The organism is Marinobacter sp. tcs-11 (genome assembly GCF_002049515.1).
In the GTDB taxonomy this organism is placed as follows: Bacteria; Pseudomonadota; Gammaproteobacteria; order Pseudomonadales; family Oleiphilaceae; genus Marinobacter; species Marinobacter nauticus.
In genome coordinates this window covers 74877-92730 of the sequence record NZ_LLYU01000013.1, presented here as the reverse complement: position 1 = coordinate 92730, position 17854 = coordinate 74877, and the positions used below count along the sequence as shown (strand labels likewise).

General features: G+C 58.3%; 16 protein-coding genes. 6 read left to right on the top strand and 10 right to left on the bottom strand.

Annotated elements, in window-relative coordinates; translation table 11 throughout:
• Positions 1-171 precede the first annotated feature (171 nt).
• Positions 172-1203, bottom strand: coding sequence for an AraC family transcriptional regulator (locus ARC85_RS14170; protein ID WP_014420974.1), 1032 nt, complete (start codon positions 1201-1203; stop codon positions 172-174).
• Positions 1204-1439: 236 nt separating this feature from the next.
• Here ARC85_RS14170 and ARC85_RS14165 point away from each other — a divergent pair, with 236 nt between their 5' ends.
• Positions 1440-2315 carry a MaoC family dehydratase gene (locus ARC85_RS14165; protein ID WP_113878884.1) on the top strand — a complete coding sequence of 292 codons (876 nt, stop codon included), beginning with the start codon at positions 1440-1442 and terminating at the stop codon, positions 2313-2315.
• 3 nt (positions 2316-2318) lie between these two features.
• Here the strand turns inward: ARC85_RS14165 and ARC85_RS14160 are convergent, their stop codons facing one another.
• The 3 genes from ARC85_RS14160 to ARC85_RS14150 are packed head-to-tail and all read right to left on the bottom strand — an operon-like array spanning position 2319 to position 7006.
• Entirely contained in the window at positions 2319-3887 is a 1569-nt protein-coding gene (locus ARC85_RS14160) for an ATP-binding response regulator (protein ID WP_113878883.1), read from the bottom strand.
• 51 nt (positions 3888-3938) lie between these two features.
• A complete protein-coding gene (gene fixJ / locus ARC85_RS14155) occupies positions 3939-4559 on the bottom strand; it encodes a response regulator FixJ (RefSeq protein ID WP_014420970.1) in 621 nt (206 codons plus the stop codon).
• A gap of 38 nt (positions 4560-4597) precedes the next feature.
• Positions 4598-7006 carry a Lon protease family protein gene (locus ARC85_RS14150; protein WP_011785551.1) on the bottom strand — a complete coding sequence of 803 codons (2409 nt, stop codon included), beginning with the start codon at positions 7004-7006 and terminating at the stop codon, positions 4598-4600.
• Positions 7007-7244: 238 nt separating this feature from the next.
• Here ARC85_RS14150 and ARC85_RS14145 point away from each other — a divergent pair, with 238 nt between their 5' ends.
• Positions 7245-7622: a PilZ domain-containing protein gene (locus ARC85_RS14145; RefSeq protein ID WP_031210250.1), complete on the top strand. Its 378-nt coding sequence runs from the start codon at positions 7245-7247 to the stop codon at positions 7620-7622.
• On the opposite strand, the gene ARC85_RS14140 is transcribed toward ARC85_RS14145, so the two are convergent.
• The 4 genes from ARC85_RS14140 to ARC85_RS14125 form a co-directional block, all read right to left on the bottom strand.
• The gene (locus tag ARC85_RS14140; RefSeq protein ID WP_014420968.1) at positions 7623-8084 is read right to left on the bottom strand and encodes a flavodoxin family protein; all 462 of its coding nucleotides are present in this window, start codon (positions 8082-8084) and stop codon (positions 7623-7625) included.
• Between the two features lie 32 nt (positions 8085-8116).
• Positions 8117-9160 (bottom strand): recombinase RecA, encoded by a 1044-nt coding sequence (gene recA, locus ARC85_RS14135; RefSeq protein WP_011785554.1) that lies wholly within the window; start codon positions 9158-9160, stop codon positions 8117-8119.
• A gap of 157 nt (positions 9161-9317) precedes the next feature.
• Positions 9318-9818, bottom strand: coding sequence for a CinA family protein (locus tag ARC85_RS14130; RefSeq protein ID WP_286715201.1), 501 nt, complete (start codon positions 9816-9818; stop codon positions 9318-9320).
• Positions 9819-9855: 37 nt separating this feature from the next.
• Positions 9856-10956, bottom strand: coding sequence for an FAD-dependent oxidoreductase (locus ARC85_RS14125; protein ID WP_286715199.1), 1101 nt, complete (start codon positions 10954-10956; stop codon positions 9856-9858).
• 73 nt (positions 10957-11029) lie between these two features.
• On the opposite strand from ARC85_RS14125, the gene ARC85_RS14120 reads away from it, so the two are divergent.
• The 4 genes from ARC85_RS14120 to fdxA all read left to right on the top strand — a co-directional run bounded on the left by ARC85_RS14120 (position 11030) and on the right by fdxA (position 15577).
• Positions 11030-11734, top strand: a complete 705-nt coding sequence (locus tag ARC85_RS14120) for a TIGR04283 family arsenosugar biosynthesis glycosyltransferase (protein WP_286715197.1) — start codon at positions 11030-11032, stop codon at positions 11732-11734.
• Positions 11731-12354, top strand: coding sequence for a TIGR04282 family arsenosugar biosynthesis glycosyltransferase (locus tag ARC85_RS14115; protein WP_286715195.1), 624 nt, complete (start codon positions 11731-11733; stop codon positions 12352-12354). The genes ARC85_RS14120 and ARC85_RS14115 overlap by 4 nt, the downstream gene beginning before the upstream one ends.
• 111 nt (positions 12355-12465) lie before the next feature.
• Positions 12466-15090: a DNA mismatch repair protein MutS gene (gene mutS, locus ARC85_RS14110; RefSeq protein WP_286715193.1), complete on the top strand. Its 2625-nt coding sequence runs from the start codon at positions 12466-12468 to the stop codon at positions 15088-15090.
• Positions 15091-15253: 163 nt separating this feature from the next.
• On the top strand, positions 15254-15577 hold the full coding sequence (fdxA, locus tag ARC85_RS14105; protein ID WP_011785560.1) for a ferredoxin FdxA: 324 nt from the start codon (positions 15254-15256) through the stop codon (positions 15575-15577).
• A 72-nt stretch (positions 15578-15649) separates the two neighbouring features.
• On the opposite strand, the gene ARC85_RS14100 is transcribed toward fdxA, so the two are convergent.
• Both ARC85_RS14100 and ARC85_RS14095 read right to left on the bottom strand, forming a co-directional pair.
• Entirely contained in the window at positions 15650-16684 is a 1035-nt protein-coding gene (locus ARC85_RS14100) for a hypothetical protein (protein WP_286715190.1), read from the bottom strand.
• A 129-nt stretch (positions 16685-16813) separates the two neighbouring features.
• A complete protein-coding gene (locus ARC85_RS14095) occupies positions 16814-17764 on the bottom strand; it encodes a DegV family protein (RefSeq protein WP_286715187.1) in 951 nt (316 codons plus the stop codon).
• Between the last annotated feature and the right edge of the window lie 90 nt (positions 17765-17854).

Genomic DNA, 17854 nt, shown 5'->3' with positions numbered 1-17854 from the left:
CCGCGACCCCCGGCGTGACAGGCCGGTATTCTAACCAACTGAACTACCGCTCCGCGTAGCTGCCTGAGCTGTCTTGCGACTGCTCTGTGACAACGAGGGCGCATTATAAAGAGGCCCTCGTTTATGTCAACGATTTTCCCAAACTTTTTTCAGATTTGCCTGAATCGCCACTTACATGGCATCAACCATTGCATCCTTGCCCTGGGCGGTCTTGCGGTATTCAATCGGTGTCATGCCAGACCAGCGCTTGAACGCCCGATAAAACGTACTGGGTTCTGAAAAGCCGGTCAGGTAGACAATTTCATCAATGGATTCATCGGTGGTGGCCAGTAGCTGCCGTGCAAGACGGTAGCGGAAATCCGCCAATACCTGATTAAAACTGGTTTCGGCTTCGGTCAGCCGGGTTCGCAGGGTCCGGGGCTTGATCCCCAAACGCTCAGCCACGGCATCAAGCGTGACTTCGCCGCTATCGAGCAATTCCGCGATGATGCGCTCCACCTGGCCAACAATATCCTTCTTCTCGAGCCGGGCCACCTGCTCACTGGCGAATCGTTCATGCAGGGCCAACAGTTCGGGTTCCGCATGAGGCGATGCATGGGACAGCAATTCGGCGGGGAAATAAAGCCGGTTCTCCTCAGCACCGAACACCACCTCACACCCCAACACCTCACGAACATGGTCCTGACCCTGCTCCCGATCATGCTCGAACTCAATCCGGGATGGGTAGAAATTGCCGTCGGTAATGGATTTGAAAAAGGTTATCAGGCCTTGAACAAAACACTCATTGAAGTGCTTGAGACGGCGAACATCGTCTGAGGCGGTGTCCAGAACCATACAGGCTTCATCGCCAGCCACGAAAAAATCCGTGTTGGCGGCATCGCTGAGCAAGCGCTGATAATTCTGGGCGCGGCGCAAGCCCTCGCCGAACGTCGGACTGCTCAGGAACAGGTATTCCAGTACCTGCCCCTTGTAGGCGGGGAGCAATGGCCCAAGGTGCAAACCAACATCGGGGTCACCGGATACATCCTCCACCGCCTGCCAGAAATAGAGCTGGGCGCTGTGGGGAGTCCTTAGCTGATCCGTGTATACGTACTGCTCGTTAACGCCAAGGCGGCTGAAGATGGCGTCGGTATCAATACCTCTTCGCTTCATCGCCTCGTATATCAGGCGCAGCATCACGCCTGCATCACGTAGTTCCTGCATAGTATCCCGCTTTTTTATTTATTGGTTACTACTTTGACCCGCCGGACAGGGCCCGGAGCACGCCAGGTCAATGCCAGATCTGGCCGGGTTTGCCAGACTTTCGTCGTACATTAGAGCATATCAGGCCACATACGCACAGTTGTACCAGAAATTGGCAACGCCCAATATAAAATCACATTGCCATCAAGACATGCACATGGATGCCGGCCCCGGGGCCGACCAAGGAGAACGCTACGATGTCCGCGCCACTGGTTTATCACCACACGCCCCCTGCCCTCTTGCCTCTGTACGGTAAGGCACTGCTGCCGAAATCCGGAAAGAACGACCCGGAAGCGGTGCAGATTCCGAGGCTGGAGGCCAGTCTTCTGGGCGTTACAACGGACATTCCCGCACTCCGCGATTATATGAAAGTCTGCAGTTTTCAGCCGGGAACCCGCCTGCCAGTGACCTGGCCACATATCCTGGCGTTCCCCCTGCAGCTTAAACTGCTCACCGAACCCGCATTCCCGCTGCCGTTGCTGGGGTTGGTCCATCTGCGAAACAGCATCACCCAGCATCGCCCTCTGGCCTCAGGCGAAAATCTGGATCTCAAGGTTATCCTCGACAACCAGAAACGCACCGACCGGGGCCTGGAATTTGACCTGGTTACGGAAGCGAGAGCCTCAGGACGCCTGATCTGGGAGGAAGTCAGTACCAACCTGTTCCGGATAACCAACGGCCCTGGTAAAACCAGCACCAAACCGAAACCGGAGCTGGAAACCTACCCATTCTCCGAAGCGATCAAGGCCCCGGAAAACCTGGGCCGGCAATACGCCAAAGTCTCGGGGGATCGAAACCCGATCCACATGCACGCCCTGAGCGCCAGAGCCTTCGGCTTTCCACGGGCCATTGCCCATGGCATGTGGAGCAAAGCACGGGCATTGGCGCTGCTGGAGAATCAGAAGGGCTGGAAGGATGGCCCTGTGCGGGCCAGTTGCCAGTTCAAGAAACCCCTGCTGCTGCCGGGAAACGCGATGCTGAACTGGCAGACAGGAGAGGATGGCTGGGATTTCCAGTTACTGAATGCGAAAGGCGATGCCCCGCATCTGACCGGGCGCATCGACTGGCTGTAGCGCTTATTCCTCCGGAGCGCAGAGCCCTCCTTCGGCTCCGGAAACAGGCAGGGTGAACCAGAAACAAGCGCCGCCGTCGTCCGGTCGTTCGTATCCGATTTCGCCGCCCTGGGCCTGAATCAGGGAGCGGCAGGTGGCCAATCCGATACCCATACCCTCGTCCTTGGTGGTATGAAACGGATGAAACAGTTTCTCTTCGGCCTCTTCGGCGACTCCGATGCCATGGTCCCGCACCTGAACCCGGACACAGTGGTCGCCACAACGGCGGGCACTCACTTCAACCGGCGTTGCCGCGCCGGCACTGCGGGTGGCTTCCAGGGCATTGCGTATCAGGTTCAGGGCGACCTGCTGCACCTGTATGGGGTCGGCCAGCACATCCGGCAGCGAATCCTCTACCTGTACCTCGATGCCACCTTCGTTGTTGCGCATGTCGACTTCGGCAAACTGGCGGGTATCCTCCAGCAAACCGGGAACCGAGAGTATTTCCTTACCGGTGGCGGGTTTTTTCATGAATCGCCGGATCCGGCGGATGATTTCGCTGGCGCGATGGGACTGAGCCTCGACCTTGTCCAGGGTTTCCTGCAGCAAACCCAGGTCGGGTTGCTCCTTGCCCATCATACGCTTGGCCACTCGGGCGTAATTGGTGATTGCCGTCAGTGGCTGATTGACTTCATGGGCAAATCCCGCCGCCATCTCGCCCATGGTGCTCAAACGGGAGGTGTGGGCCAGCTGATCCCGCTGCTCCTGAACCATGGCCCGGGCATCCTCCAGTGCCTGCTCGTTTTCCAGCTCGGTGGTGATATCCCGGAACACCACCACCGCGCCGTGGAGTTCTTCGTCATCCAGCTTTGGCGTTGAGCGATACTCCGCGGGGAAACCGGAACCGTCGGCCCGTAGCATACGGATATCGCGCTGGTTCTCGGCCACGCCTTGCCGGCAGGTAGCCATTACCGGCAGGTTGTCTTCCGAATCTGACGCGGTGGAAAAATGCAGATCAAAAAAGCTCTTGCCGATCAGGTCTTCAACCGGGCAGCCCATGATCATGCCCGCAGCGGGATTGGCGAATTCAATGATGCCATTCTCGTCGAGGCCGTAGATGCCCTCGCTGATGGAATTGAGAATCCGGGCCTGATCACCCTGGAGTTCGCGGTTCCGGGCCTGCAATTCACGCTCAAGGCGAATCACCTGGGCATGGGTTTTCACCCGCGCAATCACTTCCTGGGACTGAAACGGCTTGGAAATGTAATCCGCGCCGCCAAGAGAAAAACCTTTTACCTTGGCCTGCAGATCATCCAGTGCCGACAGAAACACCACCGCACAGTCGGCCGTTTGCGGGTCGGCTTTCAGGCGCTCGCAAACCTCATAGCCATCCATTTCCGGCATCATGATATCCAGAAGGATGACTTCAGGGTGGTGCCGGTGGGCAAGGTCCAGTGCTTTCTCGCCTTCGTTGGCGATCAGCAAACGGTAGCCTTTGTCTTTCAGGGTCTCGTAGAGGACCTTCAGGTTCTGCGGGTTGTCGTCCACCAACAGAACCGTCACCTCGGAGTTCTCACTGACAGTTTCAGTCATAGAAATACGGCCGGTTAAAAACGTTCGGACATGATGACGGTGCCGGCCGTCCTAGTCGATAAGGTCCTTTACGGACAGGACCATACGTACCAGATGGGCCAGGGAATGAGTGCCCATTTTGTGCATTACGCGGGAACGGTGAATCTCCACGGTACGCTGGCTGATTTCCAGCTCAATGGCAATGACCTTGTTGGCCTGGCCGGCAATCATGCGGTCCATGATTTCCCGCTCGCGGGGCGTCAGGCTCTTCACCCGGCGGATGATTTCCTGTTTTTCGTCCAGGGATTTACGCTGTTCCTGATCCTGCTCCAGGGCCGCCTCGATCTTCTCCAGCAGGGCCTCTTCACGGTAGGGCTTCTGGATGAAATCCACGGCGCCCTCTTTCATGGCGTCCACCGCCATCGGCACATCGCCATGGCCGGTCACAAAGATGATGGGCAGGATCGAATGCTTGTCGTTAAGCTTCTTCTGAAGCTCCATGCCATCCATCCCGGGCATACGGATATCCAGCACGATGCAGCCGGCCATCTTGTCGGAATAGTCCTTCAGAAAGGCATTGGCGCTTTCGTAGGTTTTCACCGGCTTGCTATCGGATTTCAGCAACAACTCCAGTGAATCACGAACGGCTTCATCGTCCTCTACCACGTACACAGTTTGCTGGATCTCAGTCATGGATCTGTACTCTCCTGTCCGTTTTATTATGGTGCCGGTCAGTGAATGGACGGATCTTTATGATCGTCCCGGGCGTGCTCCTGACGCTCATGCTCGCGCATTTTTTCGAGCCGTTGCTGAATAATGCCAAAAACACTCTGCTTGGGGTACCTGCCTTTCTCATCGGCTTTGCCCGCCGGCTTGCCCAGCAACAGTGTAATCGCCTCTTCCACCCGGGCAACCGGGTACACGGCAAACCGCCCTGCCCGGGCCGCCTGCACCACTTCGCTGTCCAACATCAGGTTCTGGACATTGGTGGTTGGAATGATGACACCCTGGCTGCCGGTCAGACCACCTTTAAGCTCACAGGTGGCATAGAAGCCTTCCACCTTTTCGTTCACACCACCAATCGGCTGAACCTCGCCAAACTGATTAACAGAGCCGGTAATGGCCAGATCCTGCCGCACCGGAATGCCGGACAAGGCCGAAATCAGCGCACAGAGTTCCGCCAATGAGGCACTGTCGCCATCCACCTCGCCATAGTTTTGCTCAAAGGTCAGGCTGGCAGACAGGTGCATGGGATCGTTCACGGCAAAATGAGAGGCCAGCCAGGAACTCAGAATCATCACGCCCTTGGAGTGGATATTGCCGCCCAGCTTCACATCGCGCTCAATGTCCATAACTCCGCCATCTCCATAGTAGCAGCTTGCGGTCACACGATTGGACAAACCAAACTCGAAGCCACCGGTGGACAATACCGAAAGCGCGTTTACCTGACCTACGCAGGTGCCCGTGGTGGTCACCAGAGTGGAACCGTCCCGGATGGAATCATAGAACTGATCACGGATGCGACTGCTGCGGTAACGGGCGCTCTCCAGCGCACGTTCCACATGTACCTCAGAAATCAGCTTGGCACCAGCCTGGCGGGCCCAGAAATCCGACTCTCGCAACAGGTTGGCAATGTCGGCGGCATGCAACGACAGCCTGTCCTGATGGTCGGCCATGCGGGCACTATGCTCGATAATGCGAGCCACCGCCTTGTTGGTGCAATGCAACAGCTTCTTCTCGACCACAAGGCTGGAGATGAACTTGGCGTACAGCAACTGGCTCTCTTCGGTGCGGTACATCTCGTTTTCGAAATCCGCCGTTACCCGGAACAGCTCGGCAAACTCGGAATCGTATTCCTGCAGCAGCATCCAGGTTTCCCGATCGCCGAACAACACAATCTTGACGTTCAGGGGAACCGCCTCCGGCTCGATGGAAATGGTGCCGGAGAGGGTCAGCTCCCGCTCCAGGGAGTTGATCTGGATCGATTTTGATCGCAATGCGCGCTTCAGACCATCCCATACGAACGGCTGCTCCAGCACCTTGATGGCGTCCATCAGCAGATAGCCACCGTTGGCCCTGTGCAGGCTTCCGGCCCGAATCAGAGAGAAGTCGGTAAAGACCGTGCCCTTGTAGGTCACGTTTTCCACATAGCCGAACAGATTGTGATAGGTGGGATTATCTTCCACCACCACCGGTACTTCATTGGTTTTCTGATGCACCAGCACATTGATGAGGTAGCGCCGGGGCATTCTCTTGTCCAGTGCGGCCCAGGCAATGGCCGCCTGCTCCTCGTCGTCTTCCAGGAAGATATCCAGGTTATCCACCAGGTCTTTGCGAACGGCCTCCAGGTAAGTAACCACATCGGGCTGTTCACGATATTTCTCTACCAGCTCGTCAATCTGATGGCCGGAAATACCCTCCAGGGTCTCCTGGTTCAGAGCCTGCTGTTTGTCGGCATATTCCTGTTCCCAGTCCGCCATCTTCCGCAACGCCTGGCGCAGCTTCTTCTCGAGCTTGTTGATCGAGTCCTCAAACTTGTCCCGCTGCTCCTCGGTCAGAGCCTGGAAGCTTTCCGCGGTGTGAGGCTCGTCGCCATTCATGGCGACCAGGCGATAGCCACCGGGGGTGGTTACCGTCAGGCTTACCTTTTTCCGCTTGGCCTGGGCAGCCACTTTGGCCAGCTCATCTTCCTGCCTCTTGCCGTAATCATTCTTCAACTGCTCCGAGCGTTCCAGAAAGCTGTCGCTGTCAAAAGTCTGGGGGATCGTTTTCACCAGCCGGGTCATCAGCTTTTCCATGTCCTGCTTCAGCTGGGTCCCCATACCTCCCGGCAGCTGCAACAGCTTGGGATTACGCGGTTCCTCGAAGTTGGCGACATAACACCAGTCATGGCTTTGCTGCAGCGTGTCCACATGATGCTCAAGGTAACGCAGCATCATCGTTCGCTTGCCCAGCCCATTCCGACCCACGGCATAGACGTTGTAGCCGCCATGGGGCATGGCCAGGGCAAAGCGCACGGCCTCCTGGGCACGGTTCTGGCCCACGATTTCGGCCAGGGGCTCAAGTTGCCTTGTGGTCTTGAATGGCAGGTCTTTGAGGACGCAGGCTTTATACAGCTGATGCAGGGGCAGAGACTTCAAATTGGCTTCCCGTAACGGTCAGTTTTGTCGGATTTCAGGCCCGCCATTGTAGTGCCTGGGGCCGGGTCTGTCGCGTACCTCGTCCGGTTTTATCGAAAGGGGCCAGAGCCGACCGCAAGTGCCAACTTGGTCACAAATCCGGCCGTGGTCATTTTTCATGCAAGCCGTCGATTACTACACTTCATCTCCCGGACGGAATCCGGCCACAACAAGTACAAGACACGTGATGACTGAAAACATGACGAATAATTCCGCAGATCGCCGCATCAAGGATCGTTTTCCGGCGTCCTGCCTGAGGGTTCAACTGCGTGAGCGCGGTTTCTTCGGCCGTGGCAAACAGCCTGTGGCAGTTACCTGCCTGGACATGAACCGCTATGGTATGGCGGTTCTCTGCCCACGACCGGTGGATGTAGGTGTGCGACTGTTTCTTGATATCGAGGGCAAGTACATCAGTGAATCCCGGGTCGGCGCCCGGGTTATCGCCTGCCAGCCCTACCAGGCGGGATATCGGGTCAGTCTGCAGTTTGCCTATTGCCTGGACAAAAATGCCTACTCACGAACGATGGACAACGCACTGTCCCGTATTGAAGGCTTCTACAACCGCTACGCCAGTTGATCAAATCAGGCCGGCGTCAAGACTGGCCGCCACTGCCATACCCAACTCGTAACACTGCTCTTCAAACTCGGGCCGGAATTCACCCCGGCATACCAGTGCATCCTGCACCAGCTTCCAGCGCAGCCCTGTGGTTATGGTCTCAATAGCTCGGCGGGTCCCGGTACCATCATGGCCGGCACGGATATAAAAGGCAAAAGGCAGGCCCTGGGTTTTCTCCAGGCAGGGATAGTAGCTGCGGTCGAAAAAGTCTTTCAGGGCGCCAGACATGTAGCCGAGGTTTTCCGTGGTGCCCAGGATGATGGCGTCGCATGCGAGGATGTCTTCGGGGCCAGCTTCGAGAGGCGCCTTTACCACCACCTCTACCGCTTCGATGTCCGGATTACGAGCGCCATTTTCGATGGCGCTCCGTAATCTCAGGGTATTCGGAGACGGGGCATGAGCCACAATCAGCAGTCGCTTCATGTCACGCCTCCCTATCTTTCTCTTTTTAGAATTTATAGCAGTTCGCCATTGGCTTCAGCAGGAGCCTCCGCCGTCTCTTTCTTGACCGGCTTGGGCATCAGCTTGTCACGCACTTTAGCCTCGATTTCATTGGCGATATCCAGGTTCTCTTCCAGGAACTTACAAGCGTTTGCTTTGCCCTGGCCGATCTTGTCGCCGTTATAGGCGTACCAGGCGCCGGATTTGTCCACAAAGCCTTCTTTCACGCCCATGTCGAGCACTTCCGCCATGTGGTAGATGCCCTTGCCGTACATGATCTGGAACTCCGCCTGCCGGAACGGAGGCGACACCTTGTTCTTGACGACTTTTACGCGGGTTTCGTTGCCCACCACCTCGTCGCCGTCTTTCACCGAACCGATACGGCGAATATCCAGACGCACAGAGGAATAGAATTTCAGGGCGTTACCACCGGTGGTGGTCTCGGGGCTACCGAACATAACACCAATCTTCATACGGATCTGGTTGATGAACACCATCAGGCAATTGGCGTGCTTCACATTACCGGTAAGCTTGCGCAGTGCCTGTGACATCAGGCGAGCCTGAAGACCCACGTGGCTGTCGCCCATCTCGCCTTCGATTTCCGCTTTCGGGGTCAGGGCCGCTACCGAATCGACTATGATCACGTCCACCGCGTTCGAGCGCACGAGCATGTCGGCAATTTCCAGCGCCTGCTCACCGGTATCCGGCTGGGAAACCAGCAGCTCATCAACGTTAACACCCAGCTTTTCCGCATAAACCGGGTCCAGTGCGTGCTCGGCATCCACAAAGGCACAGGTTTTACCCTGTTTTTGCGCTTCCGCGATAACCTGCAGAGTCAGCGTGGTTTTACCGGAGCTCTCCGGGCCGTAAATCTCAACGATCCGGCCGTAAGGAAGACCACCAATGCCCAGAGCAACATCCAGCCCAAGGGAGCCGGTGGATACGGCAGGAATCGCCTCACGGGGCTGGTCGCCCATCTTCATTACAGCACCTTTACCGAACTGACGTTCGATCTGGCTCAACGCTGCGCCGAGTGCTTTCTTGCGGTTATCTTCCATTCTTGCAAACCCTCGTTACCAGGGCCGCTCAACCTTGTTGGCCAAAGCGGCAGAATCCGGAGAAAACCTGAATAGCCATCCAGTGTTTTCCTGTATATTTGAACAGTATTAAAACATATGGCCAGAAGGAGACCAACCCCCGGAAAGGTGAAAATCCTCACAGGGTTTCGACAAATCCGGTAACTCCTTCTAATACATACAAAACCGACTGCCGGCGCACCTGATCCCGATCGCCATCGAAATGCGCTACCCGGGCTTCGGTGTTGTCAGCCCGGCTGCCCCAGGCAAACCAGACCGTACCAACCGGCTTGTCTGCACTACCCCCACCCGGCCCGGCAACACCGCTGATAGCGACGGCAATATCCACGCCTGTGGCACGTATGGCACCTGTCACCATCTGTCGCACCACCGGTTCACTGACCGCCCCGCACTGCTCCAGAGTATCAGCCTGTACGCCAAGGATGGCCTGCTTCGCGGCGTTACTGTAGGTCACCAGACCCGCCATAACATAGGCGGACGAACCCGCCCGGTCAGTCAGCACCTTGGCCACCCAGCCACCGGTGCAGCTTTCAGCGGTAGCGATGGTCATCCGCCTGCGCTCAAGCGCCGCCGCCAGCGCGTCACCAGCCTTGGCCAATTGTCCGTCGGTCACATTCATACGGTTCTCCCGTTTCCTGTAATGCCCGTCGCCATTCTCAGGCTCCGGGAAAACTGTCAACAAATCCGCGATCAATGCGGTCTTTCCACTTCCAGACCCAGGCGCCCGAAAACGTCAAGGGGCCATAACTACCAATCGCCGTGCAGTCTCCCGCCGCCAACAGGTACAACGAAAACCTGCGCGGATAGAAACGCACCAACGGTTTACCCGATATCGCAGCCGCAAGATTGCGGGCCAGTATCGGCCCGGCACGAACCGCGTGTACCCCGGAACGGTCCAGCCGTTGGTCAACCCGGCTACAGGCATCTCCGGCCACAAACACATTGTGGTGAGACGTGCTGCGATGGCTGGCGTCTACCCTGACAAAACCGGCTTCGTCTACGGCCAGGCCGCTGGCTTCCAGAAAGGGCAGAGCCCTGCCACCGGTAGATACCAGAACCGCATCGGCCCGCATTCGTCGCCCACCAGCCAACCGGACCCCATCAACCACCGGTTCGCCATACTCCTCAACAATCTCGACACCGCAGCGCATCAGCGCCCGCCGCACCAGGCGGCGAAAGCGGGGACGAAAGCCCGGCACTACACCATTGCTGCCGGCCACCAGAACAACGCCCGCCTGGTCGCAGTCCGCTGATCGCCGGGCCAGGGCCATAGCGATCTCCGCACCTCCAGCGCCTCCACCAAGAACAACAATGCGCGGGCGCGCTCTGGCGCGCAGGGATCTTTCGGTTGCCGGCCAGTCTTCAGCAAATCGTTCGACGGGCTTAACACCGAGGATCATGCTGTCCGGCTCGTTCAGCACGGCACTGTCACTGGCCGATCCAACATCGACAGAGAGCAGATCGTAGGGCACCCGTTCACCACTTGCCAACACGACCTCCTGCTCGGCTGCCCGCAATTCAACAGCCCGATCGAGCACCAGCCTGCCACCGGCGGCGATCACCGTGGGCTCGACCAGGACACGACACTGATCGAGGCGATAGTGCCCGGCCAGCCAGCCCGGGATCATCCCGGAGTAGTACTGCCACCGGGACGGTGACACCACCACCAGCTCCGTTTCCGGCAACGGCTCGCGCGCGAACTGACGCAACGCCACCATGTGAGCGTGGCCGGCACCCAGCAAAACCAGTCGTTTCATAACCTCATCTCCCGCCTGCCATGCTCACCACCCCGAGCTCTGATATGCTCCTCTCAGGAGGCCACCAAAACCCATGTTGCGACACCCAATACGCGAAGAAGATCCCCGGCTCGCAATCATCGTCCCCGTTCTCAACGAGATCGAGGGTATCGAACCGCTGCTGAGCCACCTGGAAACCTGGCGTCAGCGGGGCGCCGAAATCATTGTGGTGGATGGCGGCAGCGACGACAAATCGGACAGTCTCATTGAAGCAAGGGGGGTTCCCCTGATCCGCTCTGCCCGCGGACGCGCAACCCAGATGAATGCTGGAGCCCGCACCAGCCAATCGCCTTTCCTGATGTTCCTGCACGCGGACACCCGGCTGCCGGAGCATGCGGACACGCAAGTGATGACTCACCTGGCACGCTCAGAAACCAGCTGGGGCCGTTTTGATGTTTGTATCGACGGCCGCTCCGGCCTGTTGCCGATCGTTGGCGCCATGATGAACCTGCGCTCGAGACTGACCGGCATCGCCACCGGCGATCAGGCCCTGTTTATGACTCGAACCCTGTTCGAGCAGGTCGGAGGCTTTCCGGAACAACCACTGATGGAAGATGTGGAAATCTGCAAACGCCTGAAACACATCACGCCCCCGGTGTGTCTGAGGGACAGAGTGGTCACCTCCGGCCGGCGCTGGGACCAGCGCGGCGGCTGGCGGACGATCTTTTTAATGTGGCAGTTGCGCTGGGCCTATTGGCGCGGCGTTCCCGCAGACCAACTGGCAGCCCGTTACCGATGAACCAGACACGTATTATTGTTATCGCCAAAGAACCCCGGCCCGGGAAGGTAAAAACCCGCCTGATCCCGGCGCTGGGCGAGGCCGGTGCCGCCCGGCTGGCAGACCGCATGCTGCGGCACACTCTGGCGCAGGCCCTCGACGCCAATATCGGCCCGGTGGAGCTCTGTGTCAGCCCGGATCCTGCGGCAGATTACTGGCAACAGTTGGACCCTGGTGACCGAGCCATCCTGTCTTCCCAGGCCGAAGGTGACCTGGGCCATCGCATGGCGGAAGCCGCCAGACATGCCCTGACAGCCGGCTTACCGGTGATCCTGATCGGAACGGACTGCCCGGATCTTGACGCCAACCGACTGAGGCAAATGGCCGGCGACCTCCTGAACCACGATGCCTGCCTGTGCCCGGTCGCCGACGGCGGCTATGCCCTGCTGGGGCTCCGGCGTTTCAGCCCGGCCCTCTTCACGGATATACCCTGGAGTACCGAACAGGTGGCCGCCATCACCCGACAGCGTCTGGCGGCCCTGGGGTGGCGGCTGGCGGAGAGCGAAACCCTGAACGACGTCGACGAACCGGCTGACCTGCAAAGGCTGGCGACAGACTATCCCGGACTGATGATGCCCTGAGTGACTGACCGGCTGCCGACACCTCCGGACCGTGGTACCATCGCGGGTTTTGGTATCCCGAACGGCGTGCCACCACCCTTGCCGATGTTTACCCGGAAGAATTGAGGAACTATGACGGACCTGTCCAAGCACACCCCGATGATGCAGCAGTACCTGAAAATCAAGGGAGAACACCCGAACGAGATGGTGTTCTACCGCATGGGGGACTTCTACGAGCTGTTTTACGACGACGCTAAAAAAGCCGCAGAATTGCTGGACATTACCCTGACCGCACGTGGCCATTCCGGAGGTAATCCGATTCCCATGGCAGGGGTACCCTTCCATTCGGCCGAAGGCTACATTGCCCGCATGGTTCGCGCGGGCCAGTCCATCGCTATCTGCGAGCAGATTGGTGATCCTGCCACCAGCAAGGGCCCGGTGGAACGCAAGGTCGTGCGCATTGTCACTCCCGGTACGCTGAGTGACGAGGCCTTTCTGGAAGACCGCCGCGATAACCTGCTGGCAGCCATCTACCATCACAAAGAGCAGTTCGGTTTTGCCTCACTGGATATTTCCAGTGGCCGGTTCGCAGTGTCGGAACTGGAGAGCCTTGAAGCCCTGCAGGGTGAGCTTCAGCGCCTGCGACCCGCTGAAATCCTGATCAGCGAAGATTTTCCCTATACCGAGATCCTTGAGGGTTTCACCGGCGTACGCCGCCAGGGCCCCTGGCTGTTTGAATCGGACACCGCCCTCCGGGTGATCACCCAGCAGTTGCAGGTACGCGATCTCACCGGCTTTGGCTGCGAAGACCTGACCCTGGCCGTTTGCGCTGCCGGCTGCCTGTTGCAATACGCCAAGGAGACCCAGCGCACGGCGCTGCCACATATCCGCAAACTGACCCGCGAACGCCGGGAAGACGCCGTGATACTGGATGCCGCCAGCCGCCGGAATCTGGAAATCGACACCAACCTGATGGGTGGCCAACAACACACCCTGGCCTGGGTGATGGACCGCACCGCCACTGCCATGGGAGCCCGGGAGCTCCGACGCTGGCTGAATCGTCCACTTCGGGATGTTGAGCGCGTGCGCCAGCGCCAGCAGGCAGTATCTGCACTGCTGGACGGTTTCCACTACGAGCCAGTGCACGATCTACTGAAACGGGTGGGTGATATCGAACGGATTCTGGCCCGGGTTGCCCTGCGTTCTGCCCGCCCCAGGGACCTTGCGCGCCTGCGCGACGCTTTTCATGCCCTGCCAGAACTGCAGGAGGCACTGAAACCGGTCAACTCACACCATGTCGTGAAACTGGCCACCGTCATCGGTGAATACCCGGAACTGGCCAACCTGCTGGAACGCGCCATCATCGACAACCCGCCGGTGGTGATTCGTGATGGCGGCGTGATTGCCGAAGGCTTCGACGAAGAATTGGATGAACTCCGCAACATCAGTGAAAACGCCGGCCAGTATCTGCTGGATGTGGAAACCCGGGAGCGTGAACGCACCGGCATTTCCACCCTGAAAGTGGGTTACAACCGGGTGCACGGCTACTATATCGAGATCAGCCGGGCCCAGTCTGAGCAGGCGCCGGTGGACTATATCCGCCGCCAGACCCTGAAAAACGCCGAACGCTTCATCACCCCGGAACTGAAAGAGTTTGAGGACAAGGCACTGAGCGCCAAAAGCCGTGCCCTGGCCCGGGAAAAAGGCCTGTACGACGACGTCCTGGAAACCGTGGCCGAACAGTTGGCCCCGCTGCAGGACGCCGCCCAGGCCCTGGCCGAACTCGACGTACTGAGCAACTTCGCCGAACGAGCCACGTCCCTGCGCTTCACCGCGCCGGAATTTACCGACCAGCCAGGATTTGATGTGGAGGAAGGTCGGCACCCGGTGGTGGAGCAGCTGCTCGACGAGCCGTTTGTGCCCAACAACCTATTGATGGATACCAAACGCCGCATGCTGGTGATCACCGGCCCGAACATGGGCGGTAAGTCCACCTACATGCGCCAGGCCGCCCTGATTGCCCTGTTGGCCTACACCGGCAGTTTCGTGCCCGCCAACCGCGCCGTGCTTGGCCCGGTGGACAGGATCTTCACTCGCATGGGCTCCTCGGATGACATAGCCGGTGGCCGCTCCACCTTCATGGTGGAAATGACCGAAACCGCCAATATCCTGCACAATGCCACCGAACACAGCCTGGTGTTGATGGATGAAGTGGGCCGCGGCACCAGCACCTTCGATGGCCTTTCGCTGGCCTGGGCCACGGCCGAGCACCTGGCGAAGAACATCCGGTGTTATACCCTGTTCGCCACCCACTACTTCGAACTGACCCAGTTGGCCGATGACCTCGACCATGCGGTTAACGTGCACCTGACCGCCACCGAGCACGACGACTCCATCGTGTTTCTGCACAATGTGCACGATGGCCCGGCAAGCCAGAGTTACGGGCTGCAGGTGGCAAAACTGGCCGGTGTACCCCAGGATGTGATCCGCAACGCCAAAACCCAGCTGGCGCATCTGGAAGGTCTGGAAGCAGGCAGCAACCCGTCGCCGGCGCCCGTGAGCGTTAATGAGCCGAAACCGGCTACGCCATCTGCGGCTAAGACCGCCAGTGTGGATGCAGTGTACCAGGGCGACATGTTTGCCGTGGCCGAGCCGAGTGAAGTGGAACAGGCTCTGGAGAAGCTCGATCTGGACGGCATTACCCCAAGAGACGCCCTGAACCAGCTTTATGAACTCAAGGAGTTACTGGCAAAATAACAGCATTCTGCGCCAAACTTGATCTGGGTAATAACGATATAGCAGGCCAACGCTTGCGGCAGTGTGGGGGGCTCCCTACAATATCGCTCCAAATTATAAACGGGGCCGGGTAACTGACAGGCTCCTGATGAGACTGAATCTTCTACGAACCAGGGATCTGACTATGGCGTTTATCGTTACTGATAACTGCATCAAGTGTAAATACACCGACTGCGTGGAAGTCTGCCCCGTGGACTGCTTCTACGAAGGCCCCAACTTTCTGGTCATCGACCCGGACGAGTGCATTGACTGCGCCCTGTGCGAGCCAGAGTGCCCGGCCGAGGCCATCTTCTCGGAAGACGAGCTGCCGGCAGGCCAGGAAGCCTTTGTTGAAATCAACGCAGAGCTGGCCGGCAAGTGGCCCAACATCACTGAAAAGAAAGACCCGCTGCCAGATGCCGAAGAGTGGGACGGTAAGCCCGACAAACTCAAGTACCTGGAGCGCTGAGGCCAGGCCGCGCGCAAACGAAAAAGGCCGGAGGCATCACCTCCGGCCTTTTTTGATTGGCCCTGATGCGTTTCAGCCAGCGACCGCCAGCAGCTTTTTCGTCGCTGCCGAACGATAGAACGGTTCCAGCCTGCGCCGCAACAGCGCTTCCAGATAGCCCTCCTGCCGGAGCAGATCCACCAGCGGCAAGCCCACCGCTTCAAGTTCCGTGACAATCACTTCCCGCGTGACGCCGATATCCGCGAGCAGGTTCATCACTGGTTGGTTACCATAACGGGCATACAATCCCTCCACTACTGCCTGAACACAGCCCTCAAAATACGGTGTCTGGCGGAAATGCAGCCAGAAGTCATAGCCCAGCACCACAAATTCCTGCAGCTGAACATCACCCAGTCCGTCCTGCAGATCCTCGATGGTTCGGTCTTCGAGAGACACCCAGGCCGCCATGACTGTGTCACGCAGTTCGTCATCACTCAAAGCCTTGTGCAGGAACTGCTCACTTCGGGCAATCAGGCTCGGCAGGCTGTCCGAAAGCCAGGCCTTGATGCGGCGTTCAAAGGTCTCATCCAGTCCCGGCACGGCCTTGTTAGCCATTTTCTTGCCGAATTTCATCATCGAGCCCACCCCGGGTACTGAGCGGGTAATCAGATTATCCTCGTAGAGGTAGTTCACCAGGCCGTGATAGACCACATTCGACACCAGCTCCTGATAAACCGGGTGCGCCATAATCTCACTGATCACCCGTTCCCGCTGGTGGCGCAACTCCAGGGCTTCCTCAACAAACGCACTGGCCTGCTCCCGGGACAGAATATCGCCCAGCCTGGTCTGGCTCTGAACCGGGGCCTTCAACACTTCGGTTGCCAGGTCCGCTGCCAGCTCCGGAATGCCGGCATCCAGCTCCATGCTCACCACCACCCGCCGGATCAGGCCCATAATCTGCTCGGCACTAACCACACGCTCCAGGGTCACGCTATTGGCATACTCCAGCAGTTCGTCCACTTCCTGATGCAGGAACTTTTTCAGTTTGGCGCCTTTCAGGGCATTCAGCTCGTGCCGAACGTGGGCTTCAAGTAATTGGTCCGCCAGGGTTGAGGTGGTCTCGGTCATAAGCCTGTTTTCCTTTGCCAGGTTTTCTTGTCTGGCAAAGAGGCTAACACGTTCCGGCGTATGGCGGGTTTGCCCGAACTACACCATCAGGCGTGATACAGGGCCAGTCTGGCGACCGGCCCGTTCGATTTACTGAAAATCACTGAACTCGTGAGGCTCGGCGCCCAAAGCCAGGCAGATACTGCCCGGCCCCACATAAATGGCACTGGTAATACCCATCTGGGACAACAACAGCTCAACGCCGTTCTGCTCACACGCGTCCCGAAGGCGATTCAGGCCCGGCAGATCCTCGATCTCGGTCCAGCTCAGGCCACAGGAAAGGCTGACATACGGCGTCAGCAAACCCGCTTCCACCCGGGCGACCGCGTAATTCATCACCTTCTCCACAGCCATGTCGAAGTTACGGGTCTTGGCAACCGGTTTGCCTTCCACACCCTGCCCGAAAATCACCGGGATGATGTTCAGCGCCTTACCCAGGAAAGCCGCCACCGCAGACACGCTTTTGTCACCTCGGCGCCGGGCGCGTTCACGGATGTAATGCAGATCCCGGGGAATGACACAGGTGTAGATTTTGTCGGTGAAGGTTTCCACTTCATGGCGAAGCGCATTCTTCGATACTTTCTGCCCAATCAGCTTCAGCGTGTGAGCCGCCAGCAGCCCCTGGCCGGCAAATATCTGTTTGCTGTCGATCACCCGCATGGAAAATTTGCCATCCCGGCCTGCAGCCTTGCGCGCCTCTTCATAATGCGCCATCACAGAGTTCATGGCTTCAGATGCGTTCTGGTAAATCAGGCTCCGGCTGCGGGTAACAGTTTCGCAGATGGCGACATCAAATTCGGTGACAATTTTTTCCATGAAAAGATCATGAATCTGCTCGGCGCTGAACGCCTCCGTTTCCGCCTGGTGCCCCTTATCGAGCAGGCCGCTCTGATAGAACTCCTGGGTACGGACAGGATCGTGGTTATCGATGTAGGTCTGGCCATCAATTATGGCCGTGACGGGCAGCACAAACAGGTCGTGTTTGCGGGCGAATTCATAGGGTAGATCACAGGCGCTATCAACGATCAGACCAACTCGCATGCTGAATGTCTCCGGGTTCGGGCGCGTCCTCTGGCGGGTACGCCCTTTCTTATGATTATTTTGCAGCGCCCCAGTGTTACACAGGCTGAT